Here is a 12453-nt window from a genome sequence, read left to right as displayed (position 1 = left end):
TCCTTGTTAGTGGAAACCGGCTCGGGTGAGGTAGGCGCGGCTCTCGGCCACGTCGGCGAGGCTGCCGCTGGCGTTGCGCGGATCGCGCTCCTGCTCCACGGTGATGTAGCCCTGGTAGCCCAGCTCGTCGATCAGCGTCCGCAGCGCGGGATAGTCGATGACGCCCCGGCCGAGCGGACACATCACGCCCTGGGCGCAGGCCTCGAAGAAGCGGATGCGCTCGTTGAGCACCCGGTCGAACACCCCCTGGTCGATGTCCTTGAAATGCAGGTAGTCCAGGCGTGCCTGGTACTGGCGCAGGGTGGCGGCGGGATCCATGCCGGCGTAGTAGAGATGGCCGGTATCCAGGCAGAGGCCGGCGATCTCGTGGGGGATGTCGTCCACCAGCCGCGCCAGCTCATCGGCGAACTCGATATAGCCACCGGCATGGGGATGGATCACCGCGCGCACGCCGTACTCCTGCCAGGCCAGGGTCGCGATGGCGCGGATGTGCGCCATCATGGCGTTCCAGGCCACAGCGTCCAGACGCGGCGCCCGCGCGGAATGGCCGGCGGCGTAGTCACGCTCGTCATGGCCCCAGTCGATCACCACCAGGTAGGGCAGCGGGAAAGGCTGCCCGGCTTCCGGCGCCACCGCGGGCAACTGCTTGAGCAGGGTGCAGATGTCGTGGGTCTGGGTCAGCAGGGCGGGCAGATTCGCCGGATCGACCAGGTCGTCGAAGATGGTGCCGGCCACCACGTGCAGGCCGTTGTCGTTCAGCGCCTGGCCGACTTCGGCGGCATCCAGCGGCAGATAGCCATAGGGCCCCAGCTCGATGCCACGGTAACCGGCCAGGCCCGCCTCGCGCAGGACCAGCCGCCAGGGCGGCAGGCAGGGATTCTTGACGTCATCGACGCCCCAGCAGCAGGGCGCGGTGGAGATGTGAATAGCCATGGACGACTCCCTTGTTGTTGTTTTCTCACCTGGGTCAGGCCTGTTCTGGATGCTAAGACCGGCCTGCCGAGGCTGCTATAGTGCCCGGCGCGACCCTGTCAAAACCCCTCAAGGCAACGCCGGGAGCCTTTCATTTCATGTCAGATTCCGCACCTGCCCGTCGCCCCACCATGGCCGATGTGGCCCGCGAGGCCGGGGTCAGCCTGTCGACGGTCGACCGGGTACTCAACCTGCGCGCCGGGGTGCGGGTAGATACCGCGCAACGCATCGCCAGCGCCGCCGCCAAGCTCGGTTTCCACGCCCACGGCGTCATCGAACAACGGCTGCGCCACGACAGGCCGACGCTGCGGCTCGGCTTCCTGCTGCAGAAAAGCGGCGTGGCCTTCTATCAGGGCCTGGCCCAGGCCCTGATAGAAGCCGCCGCGGCGACCACGCGCGCCCGGGTGCGGGTGATGATCGGCTACCTGGATGACCTTGACCCCCTGGCGGTGGCGCGCCGTATCAAGGCGCAGCGCGGCGAGGTCGATGCCCTCGGCCTGGTGGCGGTCGACCATGTCGCGGTACGCGAAGCGGTGTCGGAATTGCGCCTGAACGGCATGCCCGTGCTGGCGATGCTGTCCGAGCTGGCGACCCGTGCCGGCGCCGGCTACCTGGGCGTGGACAACCGCCGCATGGGCCGCGTGGCCGGCTGGTTCGTCACCCGGCTCGCACCGCAGCCCGGTCCGGTGGCGGTGATGGTCGGCAGCCAGAGATTCCAGTGCCAGGAACTTTGCGAACTGAGCTTTCGCAGCTACCTGGCCGAGGCGCCGGGCGACTGGGAGTTGCTGGCGTCACGCCTGACCCTGGAAGATCCGGATTACGCCCGCGGCAACACCCTCGACCTGCTGAGCGCCTATCCGAACCTGGCGGGCCTCTATGTGGCCGGCGGTGGGATCGAAGGGGTGATCCAAGCCTTGCAAGAGCTGCAGCGTCAGGGCCTGCGGTTGCCCACCGTGGTCTGCCACGACCTCACCCCCGTCACCCGGGCAGCCCTGACCCAGGGACTCGTCCAGGCCGTGCTCTCCCATCCACGCGAGCCGCTGGCACGCCGTGGGGTGGACGCCCTGGTGACGGCCAGCCTCGCTAACGGGCAACCGGGCTACGAGCTGCTGCCCCTGCAACTCGATGTGCCGGAATGCCACTAGCCCGGCGTCGCTCAGGCCGCGACTTCCTTCCTGGGCTGCCAGCCTTAAGCCTCTGATCGCTCAGCAGAAAATTATTCCTTCCCAGGCTTGACAGCCACCCCGCCCTTGCCAATAATGCGCGCCTCGGATGGCTACGTAGCTCAGCTGGTTAGAGCATAGCATTCATAATGCTGGGGTCCGGGGTTCAAGTCCCTGCGTAGCCACCACCTATTTCCAAGGGTCAGCGTAAGCTGGCCCTTTTTTATTGCCTGGATTTTTCCAGGCACGAAAACCCCGGGCGGCGTCGCTCTTGGTCCCCTATCCCCTTGGGAGAGGGCTAGGGTAAGGGTGCAACCGCCCTGCGCTTACCGCTCCAGACTTTCAGTCCCCTCTCCCTCCGGGAGAGGGCTAGGGTGAGGGTACCGCCACCCCGTCGCTTACCAACGGCTCAGCGTAAGCCCGCGTTTTCACCCCCATGAAAAAGCCCGGCCTAAGCCGGGCTCTCTTGCAGCCGCCGTCGTTACAGCGCGACCTTCTGCTTGCTCACTACCTCTTCCTCCTCGACGTCGTTGCTGTCGATGGACTGCACCAGCGCCTTGGAGCTGAAGGCGCGCAGGTCGCGCAGGAAGTTGTCGCGCCAGGAGGCCAGGTCCGCCTGGCGGATCACCCGCATCATGTCCTCGTAACGCGACTTGCGCTCTTCCAGCGGCATGCGCAGCGCGCGGTCCAGGGCCTCGGCCATGCCGACATGGTCGTAAGGGTTCACGATCAGCGCCGAATTCAGCTCACGAGCCGCCCCGGCGAAGCGCGACAGCACCAGCACGCCCGGATTTTCCGGATCCTGGGCCGCCACGTACTCCTTGGCCACCAGGTTCATGCCGTCACGCAACGGCGTCACCAGGCCGACATCGGAGGAGCGGAACAGCCCCATCACCGTGCGGCGATCGTAGCTCTTGTTCAGGTAGCGGATCGGCGTCCAATCCAGCTCAGAGAAATGGCCGTTGATGTGCCCGGCATGGCTTTCCAGCTGACGACGAATATTCTGGTAGGACACCACGTCCGCCCGCGAAGAGGGCGCGATCTGCACGAACTGCACCGCCCGATGATGCTCGGGGAAGTGCTCCAGCAATTTCTCGAAGGCCTGGAAGCGCTCCACCAGACCCTTGGAGTAATCCAGGCGGTCGACGCTGACGATGGTCTTGTAGGGCACGCCCTCGATGCTGCGCGAGATGAACTGGCGGCGCGTACGATAGGACTCGGCCTGCTTCTGGATGACGTCGGGCATTACCCCGATGGGATAGACGCCCACGCGGAAGTTGTGGCCATAGGCGGTCAGGCTGCCATCCTTCTCCAGCACACCCCGCACCTCGCGGGTGATGTAGTCCTGGAATGCCAGCTGGTCGGTATCGGTCTGGAAACCGATCAGGTCGTAGAAGCACAGCGTCTTGAGCAACTCGTTGTGCGGCGGGATGGCAGTTAGGATTTCCGGCGCCGGGAAGGGAATGTGCAGGAAGAAGCCGATGCGGTTGCGGATACCCAGCATGCGGCAGGCTTCGGCGAAGGGGATCAGGTGGTAGTCGTGTACCCAGATGATGTCGTCGGGCTTGAGCAGCGGCTTCAGGCGCTCGGCCATGGCCATGTTCACCCGCCGATAGCCGTCGTATTCCTCGCGGTTGTAGCGCGCCAGGTCGATGCGGTAGTGGAAGATCGGCCAGAGGGTGGCGTTGGAGAAGCCACGGTAATAGTGGTCGTAGTCGCGCTTGGTCAGGCCGAAGGTCACGTAGTCGATGTTGTCCTTGGTCTGGGTCTTGGCCGGCCCGTTTTCCTTGACCGTCTCGCCATTCCAGCCGAACCAGATGCCACCGGACTTGCGCAGGGCATCCAGGACACCCACCGCCAGGCCACCCGCGGTCGCCTTGCCTTCCTCGATCGGGGCCACCCGATTCGATACCACCACTAAACGGCTCATCCTAATCTCCTTGCTTATAATGTGGCGCGAGGTCACGGCTCAGGTGCTGCAGCCAGAGGGCTACCGCTTCAACCGAAGGCAGGCGCGTCTTGGCGACCGTCTCCCCCTCCCCTACCTTGACGGACAGGCCGCCCCGCGCATTGACGACAGCGAACCCCGCTTCATCGGTGCGATCGTCACCGAGAAACACCGGCAGGCAGCCGGCGAAGGGTTCCAGTTCTAGAAATCTGGTGATGGCCTCGCCCTTGCTCGCGCCCGCGGGCTTGAGCTCGAAGACGCATTTGCCGGGTTGCAGCTTGAATTCGGGATGCTCCGCCGCGATGCCTTCCGCCAGCTCCCGCACCAGCGCCTCCTTCTCGGGCGCCTGGCGATAGTGCAGGGCGAAGGCCACGCTCTTGCGCTCGAGCAGCAGGTCCGGATGGTCCGCCAGGGCGCGCTCCAGCCGTTGGCCGACCTGCGCCAGCAGGCCAGCATCAAGCTCGACCCTGTGGGTGTTGCCTTGCGGATCGCGCCACTCGGCACCATGGACACCCGCCGCCGGCAGACGCAGCGGCACGGTGAAGCCGTCGATCTCCGCCAAGGGCCGCCCGGACACCACGGCCACGCCATGCTGGCGCGCCAGCAAGTCGAGCGCAGCGAGGGTTTCGGCGGGAATGAAAACCTGTTCCGGACGTGGCTGCAATTCTGCCAGGGTGCCATCCAGATCGAAGAAAAAGGCCAGGGGCTGGCCCGCTGAGGTGAGGCTGTCGAGGTCGATCATGGAAGGTACGACTGCCGGGTCACCGTATGGTTCGTTCACACCTTCCGGCGGCGCGGAGGAATTCCGCCCGCCGGCTCGTAGTCGGAATCAGGGAGACGCTCTAGCAGCCAAGCCTTTGGAGACCACCATGAACAAGCCCGACATCACCAAGACGCCCGAAGAGATCGACGACATCCAGGACCGCATGGGCGACATGCGCGAACTCGATTTCAGCGACCGCAAGGACGACCGCCAGGGCCGTGCCGGCGACGAGATGGACGAGCGTGACTACGCAGGGCAATTCCCCGAGGAGCGCGTCCGCCAGGCCGGCCTGACCGGCGGCGAGACCCTGGATCACCAGCCGACCATGGACGATGCCAGCCCGGAAACCCTGCTGGACGAGACCGGCGCGCGCTCCCCGACCGACTATGGCGACGCCTGGCCCAACGACAAGGAGCTGAGCGTGGTCGAGGACAGCGACATTGGCGGCGGCTCAGGCCAGGACGAAGCCGAACTGGGGCGCAGCCACCCGCTGGATGGCCAGGCCTGGGACGGCGATGCCAGCGAGCCCAACGAAGCCGAAACGCAGCGGGACGCCCACTACGCCGACCTGGATGCCAGCGACGAAGACCTCGCCGGCGACGCCGCCCTGGATCTGAACGAAAAACGCGCCGACCACTAGGTGTGTAAACCCAGTACGTTGTTCAGTGGCAACGGAGCCCGACTGATGGGCGGTTTGTAGGCCGTACGGACACTGACTCCCGCCGCTTGTGCTGCATCCTCGGCACGCAGCCCAGTGAGCATGCGTTGTACGAGAAGGGCTCGACCTCGAGGGGTAAGACGGGCATGTTTATGCAGGTTCATCCGGGGCTCCTGGAAGGCTGTGTTGGTCGCGCTTCCAGAATTCCGGGAATGCCCCGGATGAACAACCTACTGAGAGATCACAACTAGGCCTGCTGCAGGCCTAGTCCAGCAGCGTACAGGCCATCACCAGCGCATCTTCCCGGCCGCCGACCGCGGGGTAATAGTCCCGCCGGCGGCCGATTTCATTGAAGCCATAGCGTTCGTACAGGCGATAGGCCGCCTGGTTGCTGGCCCGCACCTCCAGGAAGCACTCGTTGGCCTTGGCCCGGCGGGCTTCCAGCAACAGGTGCTCCAGCAGCTGCAGGCCGAGACCCCGCCCCTGGTTCTCCGGCTTGACCGTGATATTGAGCAGATGGGCCTCGTCGAGGATGACGTTGATCACCCCGTGCCCCACCTGCTGGTCACCTACCAGCATCACCCAACAGTCGTAGGACTTGAGCGCATCCAGGAAGATGCCGCGGGTCCAGGGGTGGCTGAAGGCCTGGTATTCGATCTTCAATACCGTGTTCAGATCGGCTTCGGTCATCCGCCGAAAGCGCACCGCATCGTTCATTGCTGTTCCATCCAGCGGCGCCGCAGGGGGCGCATGGCTTGCCAGAGCGCGGCCTTGGCGGCCGGCTCTTCCATCAATACATCCAGTCCCGGCACCAGCCAGGCTGCGCCCATTACCGTCTCCTGCTCCACGCCGGTCGCCTGCAGGTCCTCGACCCCGGCGCACCGGCGTGCCGCCACGCCGATCAACCACAGCCCCAGGCCTTCGCCCAGGCGCTCCTGGTGCCCGGACACATAGCTCTGCACGAACTCGCAGGCCGCCGCCGGCCCCTGATCGAGCTGACCGCTGTTCAGCAGCGGCCAGCGGATGGGCTCCTCGCTGATGATCTTCGGCGCATCCGGCAGGCCGGCGGCGCGCAGAAGATCCTTGAGCAGCAGTGCCGCCGGATCGCGCGAACCCAGGGTGTCCCCAGTCGGCAATTCCAGCAGCAGCAGGCAGCGTCCGGCCTGCAACAGCTGCAGGGCGAAACGCGGCGCCGGTTCCCGTGCTGGCGGAGGCGCCTGCTCCGGCTCCGGCTCTACCACGGCGGTCGCGGCCGGCTTCACCAGGCCGGGCCGCGGAATCTCGATTCGCGGCCGAGCCACCGCCGGCGCCTCGACCACCGCCGCAGCTGGAGCCGCCTTGGCCGCCGGCTCCGGGCGTACCACCCTCGCCACCACGGGCGACTCTTCCGGCTCCGCTACCCACAAGGCTTCCGGCCGCGAAGGCGCCGCGAAAGGCAAGGCCGTGCGCGGCACCCAGACATCCAGCTGCAGCGCCTGCAGATAGGCGCGCCGACGCGTCTCGGCGGCGAGCGAGGGGCTGGCGGAAGCGGCGGGGTCGGGCATGGGCGGATCCTGGGATTCGCAGGAGCGATTCGGGGCGGCATTGTCGCGCGGATCGTCCCGGATCGAAAGGCCGCGCTGCCCATCGGTCCCACCGCGGTCACATCGAAGGCTCTGGCGTCTGGAGTACAATGGCGCTTTTGCCTGGTGCGGTTCCCCACCATGATCGACCCCAAACGCGTCCTGCGTACCCTTGCCGAACACTGGCACCTCATCGATCCGCTGTGTGCCCACTTCGACAGCGGCACCCTGGGCCTGGCCGAGCTGCGCGCCCGCCTGGCCGAACAGCTGCCCGAGCGCACGCCGGCCGACCTCACCGCCCTGCTCGACACCTGGATCCGCCTCGACATCCTGGTGCCAGTGGCCAAGAGCCCCAATCGCTTCGAACTCAACGGTCAGATCCACGACTTCCTCGGCTACCTGCGCCGCGAGCACCGCCTCGGCCTGTGCCTGGAGATCGAGGCCTACCTGCGCCACCTGGAGCGCCTCGCCGGCCATATCCGCGAGGCCTTCGACAACCGCGACGGCCCGGACCTGGCCCGCCAGCTGCGGCTGCTGGACATGCGCGTGCGCGACGTCCTCAAGAAGCTGGCCAACGACGGCCACGCCCTGGAAGGCGTTGCCGAACGGGCCAAGACCAGCGATCGCCAGATCCCCCTGCGCCAGCGTTACGCCGAGGTGCTGGCCACCTGGGACGAATATGTCGAGCCGATGATCCAGCTGGTCGCCGCCGATGGCGCCTTCGAGCGCGGCGTACACCGGGTCGAACAGGTCTTGCTGCACCTGCTGGGCGAACAGCAGCGCCTCGGTCACCTGGTCGACGACGACCTGCTGCTGCGCACCCAGGCGCGCATCCTGGAAATGCACAATGCCGCCCAGCTGGCCCTGAGACGCGCCCGCGAACTGCTGCTGCCGCTGCGCGAAGAGGCGCGCCGGCACAACGCCGTCACCCGCGGCGCCGCCCTGGCCCTGGCCGCCATCCGCCGCAAGGGCCTCGACGCCGTGCCCCAGGCCGCCCTGCCGTTGTTCAGCCGGCCGCAAAGCGTCTTCCTCGGCAGCGCCGCCCAGGTGGAAAGCTACGTCTACGCCCTGGCCCGCTTCGAACCCAAGCCGGCGCGCTTCCCCAGCCAGAGCAATCGGCAACGGGACGCCGAGCGCCCCGCCGCGCCTCGTACCGCCCGCGAGATGCTCGACCTCTGCCAGGACGCCCTGCCGCTGCCCGATCTCATGACCTGGCTGCTGGAGCAGGAACCGGCCGGCGACACCGACGAGCTGCTCTACTGGTTCTCGCGCCTGTCCCGCGATGCGCGCTTCCAGCGCCAGCGCCTGGACCGCCGCCACTACGACACCCTCGAACACCGCGTCAGCCTGTGCTCCTACGCCCTGGCCGCCCGATCCCCCGCGAGCGATGCCCATGCAACTTGATCTCAACGAAATGACCCAGCTCGCGCCCATCTTCCGCGAGCTGTTCAAGGGCTATCACCTGTCGCGCAGCGAGCCCGAGTGCTACGCCCAGCTCAGCCAGCAGCAGGACCAGTACCGCGCCCTGTTCCGCGCCCTCGGCTTCGAGCTGGTCTGCGATCCGCGCGGTTTCTACTACTTCGTCCCCGAGCAGATGGGCGCCCAGGTCAACAAGACCGCCCAGCGCCTGGCGCTGTTCACCTTCATCCTGGTAGAGCACCTCGCCGACCAGGGTCGCGATCCCCTGGCCGTGCTCGACGGCGGCACCCTCGGCCGTCCCGAACTGCCGGCGCTGCTGGACAAGTACCGCGACCTCTTCCTGCAGGCCGAGGTCACCACCCAGGAGGAGCTGGAAGAAAAGATCCTGCGCCGCCTGACCCAGCTCGGCTTCGCCCTGGACAGCAATGGCAGCTACCGCTTCCTGCCACCCATGCACCGTTTCCTCGACGTCTGCCTGGCCGTGCAGCAGGACCGTGACCTGGCCGCGAGCCTGCACGCCAGCGACCTGCCGCTACCGGCGCCGACCCTCGCCGGTGACGAAGACGGCCTGGACGAGGACAGCCCTAACGAGGAAGGCAGCGAGGATGACGAAGAGGCCGCCCTGGCCCGCGCCATCGCCGCAGAACGGGAGTTCGACCTATGATCCGCTACGGCATCAGCCGCTTCGCCCTGCTCAACACCGCCGGCTACAGCCTGGGCCTGTTCCCGCTGGAGCAGCCGCTGTCGGTCTACGGCGCCAACAACCTGGGCAAGAGCGCCTCGATCAACGCCCTGCAATTCCCCATCCTGGCGCGGCTCTCCGACATGAGCTTCGGCAAGTACAGCAACGAACAGTCGCGCAAGTTCTACTTCGCCACCGACACCAGCTACATCCTCATCGAACTGCGCCTGGCCCATGGCCCCCACGTCATCGGCGTGGCCGGACGCGGCCCGGGCGGCGGCTTCGGCCACCAGTTCTTCGCCTATGCCGGCGAGCTGGATCTGGCGCACTACCAGCGCGACGGCGCCTGCCTGCGCCAGCGCGAACTCTTCGCCAGCCTGGAACGCGCCGGCCTCAAGGCCTACGAGGTCAAGCCCGAGGAGTTGCGCCGGCTGCTGGTCGGCGGCCACACCAGCATCCCGTTGGACCTCACCCTCATTCCGCTCAGGTCCACCAGCGAGCAGAGCCTCAAGACCTTCCGCGCCCTGTTCATCAACCTGCTGCATATGCGCGAGATCACCGCGGCCAAGCTCAAGCAGCTGTTCCTCGACGCCTTCGAGCACAGCCTGAGATCCGGCAGCGTCGACTACATCGCCGCCTGCGAAGAAGCCTTCCGCGACGTGCGCCGCATGGAGCAGGACTACCAGTCCCTGGTGGCCGCCGGTCCCCTGGTGGAAGCCCTGGCCAACGGCGTCGAACAGCGCGACCGCCTGAGAGGCAAGCTGCATCGCCTCTCGCCGCTACTAGATAGCCTGCTCGGCACCTGGCAACACTACGCCCTCGACCGCCGCGACGAACTCCTGGCCCAGAGCGAACATTACCGCCAGGAGCAGGACAGCTTGCAGCAGAACCAACGTAGCGGCACCAACGAGCTGATGCGCCTGGAACGCGAGATCAGCGGCCTGCAGCGCTGGCTGGCCGAACTGGCCCAGCTCAAGCACCGCTTCGCCCTGGTGGACTCCACCGCGCCCCTGGAAGCCCAGCTCCTGGCGGCCAAGGACGCCCATGACGAACTGGCCGGCGCCCTTTCCCAGTCGCGGCAGTTCAGCAGCGAAGACCTCGACCAGCGCGTCCGCGAACTGGAACAACGTCTCAAGGGCCTGCGCCAGCAACTCGACCACGCCGACAACAACAGCTACGCCCGCCTGCGCGAGGAATTCAGCCAGGCCGATGTCGACCGCCTGATGCGCCTGTTCAATGGCCAGCTGTTCAGCCTGCCGCTGGGTCCCAAGGGCGTCGAACTGGCCGAGGACGGCAGCTGGCTGAAGACCCTCGAAGGGATACTGGAAGGTTTCCAGGGTGACCGCTTCGAACTCCCCGGCCTGTCCCTCGACCTGTCGGGCATCGAGCCGCCCACCCTCCAGGCCCTGGCCGACCGTGCTACCCTGCGTGATCAGAAGGATCGTCTGGATCGCGAACTCAAGCAGCTCAAGGCCCAGCAGGGCGTCAGCGCCGACCGCCAGGCGAGTAAGGCCCAGGCCGAGGCCCTGTACCATCAGGTGCTGGATGCCCAGAAGGCCCTGGAAGGCTTCCGCCGTTGCCAGACCCTGAGCGCTGAGGAAAACGAAAAGCTCGAACAGCTGGCTCAGCTGGAAGCCGCCCAGGACGAACTGCGCCGCGCCGGTGATGCCTTCACCGAACGCGTCCAGCAACTCTCCGCCAAGCTGCAACTGATTGGTCGCCAACTGGCCGACCTGGAAGCCAAGGACCGCACCCTGGCCGACGCCCTGCGGCGTCGCCAGCTGCTACCCACCGACCTGCCCCTGGGCACGCCCTTCATGGAAGGGGTGGACGACTCCCTGGAGAACCTGCTGCCGCTGCTCAACGACTACCAGGACACCTGGCAGGCCCTGCAGCGCGCCGACACCCAGATCGAGGCCCTCTACGCCCAGGTCCGGCTCAAGGGCGTGGCCAAGTTCGACAACGAAGAAGATCCCGAGCGCCGCCTGCAACTGCTGGTCAATGCCTATGCCCATCGCCAGGACGAAGCCCTGACCCTGGCCAAGGCCCGCCGCGCCGCCGTCACCGACATCGCCCGGACCCTGAGAAACATCCGCAGCGACTACGACAACCTCGAACACCAGCTGCAGCTGTTCAACCGCGAGATCAACCGCAAGCAGGTCTCCAACCTGGAGAGCTTCCGCATCGTCCTCGCCCCGAACAAGGATGCCCTCAAGCACATCGACCAGATCATCCATAGCGCCGGGCAGTACGAGGAAGGCGAGACCCTCTCGGTCTTTGATCTCACTCAGGACAGCAGCCAGGACCAGAAGAACGAGGACGCCAAGGAATACCTGGCACGCCTGGTGGCCGCCAACGGCAACCAGCTTGGCCTCAAGGACCTCTTTGAACTGGCCTTCGAGATCACCAAGCAGGGTGGCCAGCCGATCCTGCACACCGACATCGATGGCGCTGCTTCCAACGGCACCACCATGACCATCAAGGCGCTGACCAACATGTACCTGTTGCTGCACCTGATGGATCGGGAACAGGCCGCCAAGATCCGCCTGCCCTACTACCTGGACGAAGCCGCCGACATCGACGAACGCAACCAGCAGGCCCTGATCGAGACCAGCCAGCAACTGGGCTTCGTGCCCATCCTGGCCAGCGTCAAACCCCAGGTCAGCGCCCAGGTCGCCATCGACCTCGAAGGCGGCAGCGGTCCCGGTGGCATCTACATCGACGAAGCGGATTGGAAATACATCGCCAAACGCGACCTGGCCCTGCCCGAACCCGCCTGAGTCTCCTCCAGAACGCAAAAAGCCCGGCCAATGCCGGGCTTTTTCATGTCTTTGTTTTGGTAGGTTGGGCTGAGCCCAGCGAAGCCCAACATCCAGGCCCGCTCCGTGGCCCCTAGCCCCTAGCCCCTAGCCCCTAGCCCACGTACCGCTCGAACGTTGGGCTTCGCAAGCTCAGCCCAACCTACGGTTGTGTGGTCGTCCTGATCACGGCCATGGCCCGGCGCAGCCGGGCTATGGTTGCTCTTGCTCTTGGGGGCTCAGCAGGTACAGGGGCCAACAGGCCGCACTCAAGTCCCCCGCAGCAACTCTTAGCCCCCTCTCCCCCCGGGGAGAGGGTTGGGGTGAGGGCAACCCCAGCCACCTGACCTGCCGGCTTCGCCCCCAAGCGCTCCTAGCACCCCAGCCAAACTTTCTCCGCCCCAAAGACAACACCCCCGCCAGAGTGAACTGAGCGGGGGTGCTGGGTGTTAGGCGCTTGACGATGACCTACTCTCACATGGGGAAAC

General features: G+C 66.3%; 10 protein-coding genes, 1 tRNA gene and 1 pseudogene. 6 read left to right on the top strand and 6 right to left on the bottom strand.

Annotated features, from left to right (window positions below; genetic code table 11):
• Positions 1-6: 6 nt before the first annotated feature.
• On the bottom strand, positions 7-933 hold the full coding sequence (locus FSV73_RS10105; RefSeq protein WP_145007340.1) for a sugar phosphate isomerase/epimerase family protein: 927 nt from the start codon (positions 931-933) through the stop codon (positions 7-9).
• 137 nt (positions 934-1070) lie between these two features.
• On the opposite strand from FSV73_RS10105, the gene FSV73_RS10100 reads away from it, so the two are divergent.
• Positions 1071-2117 (top strand): LacI family DNA-binding transcriptional regulator, encoded by a 1047-nt coding sequence (locus FSV73_RS10100; protein ID WP_145007338.1) that lies wholly within the window; start codon positions 1071-1073, stop codon positions 2115-2117.
• 129 nt (positions 2118-2246) lie between these two features.
• Positions 2247-2323 (top strand) — tRNA-Met (locus tag FSV73_RS10095).
• 293 nt (positions 2324-2616) lie between these two features.
• On the opposite strand, the gene otsA is transcribed toward FSV73_RS10095, so the two are convergent.
• Complete coding sequence (gene otsA / locus FSV73_RS10090; protein WP_145007336.1) at positions 2617-4065, bottom strand: alpha,alpha-trehalose-phosphate synthase (UDP-forming); 1449 nt, start codon at positions 4063-4065, stop codon at positions 2617-2619.
• Position 4066: 1 nt separating this feature from the next.
• On the bottom strand, positions 4067-4825 hold the full coding sequence (otsB, locus tag FSV73_RS10085; RefSeq protein ID WP_145007334.1) for a trehalose-phosphatase: 759 nt from the start codon (positions 4823-4825) through the stop codon (positions 4067-4069).
• 127 nt (positions 4826-4952) lie between these two features.
• Here otsB and FSV73_RS10080 point away from each other — a divergent pair, with 127 nt between their 5' ends.
• The gene (locus tag FSV73_RS10080; protein WP_145007332.1) at positions 4953-5486 is read left to right on the top strand and encodes a hypothetical protein; all 534 of its coding nucleotides are present in this window, start codon (positions 4953-4955) and stop codon (positions 5484-5486) included.
• Positions 5487-5539: 53 nt separating this feature from the next.
• On the opposite strand, the pseudogene FSV73_RS10075 reads toward FSV73_RS10080, so the two are convergent.
• From FSV73_RS10075 to FSV73_RS10065, 3 genes and pseudogenes are all read right to left on the bottom strand, one after another.
• Positions 5540-5668, bottom strand: a pseudogene (locus FSV73_RS10075) (leucine zipper domain-containing protein); the annotation flags it as partial.
• A gap of 100 nt (positions 5669-5768) precedes the next feature.
• Positions 5769-6221: a ribosomal protein S18-alanine N-acetyltransferase gene (gene rimI / locus FSV73_RS10070; protein WP_145007330.1), complete on the bottom strand. Its 453-nt coding sequence runs from the start codon at positions 6219-6221 to the stop codon at positions 5769-5771.
• Entirely contained in the window at positions 6218-7048 is an 831-nt protein-coding gene (locus FSV73_RS10065) for an energy transducer TonB (RefSeq protein WP_145007328.1), read from the bottom strand. Before FSV73_RS10065 ends, rimI begins: the two co-directional genes overlap by 4 nt.
• Before the next feature lie 159 nt (positions 7049-7207).
• Between FSV73_RS10065 and mksB the strand changes: the two genes are divergently transcribed.
• The 3 genes from mksB to mksF are packed head-to-tail and all read left to right on the top strand — an operon-like array spanning position 7208 to position 11947.
• Entirely contained in the window at positions 7208-8470 is a 1263-nt protein-coding gene (mksB, locus tag FSV73_RS10060) for an Mks condensin complex protein MksB (protein WP_145007326.1), read from the top strand.
• Positions 8460-9149, top strand: a complete 690-nt coding sequence (mksE, locus tag FSV73_RS10055) for an Mks condensin complex protein MksE (RefSeq protein ID WP_145007324.1) — start codon at positions 8460-8462, stop codon at positions 9147-9149. The genes mksB and mksE overlap by 11 nt, the downstream gene beginning before the upstream one ends.
• Positions 9146-11947, top strand: coding sequence for an Mks condensin complex protein MksF (gene mksF, locus FSV73_RS10050; RefSeq protein WP_145007323.1), 2802 nt, complete (start codon positions 9146-9148; stop codon positions 11945-11947). Before mksE ends, mksF begins: the two co-directional genes overlap by 4 nt.
• Positions 11948-12453: the final 506 nt, after the last annotated feature.

It is taken from the genome of Pseudomonas oryzihabitans, from assembly GCF_007665395.1.
GTDB lineage: Bacteria > Pseudomonadota > Gammaproteobacteria > Pseudomonadales > Pseudomonadaceae > Chryseomonas > Chryseomonas psychrotolerans_C.
This window is presented reverse-complemented; position numbering and strand designations above follow the sequence as displayed.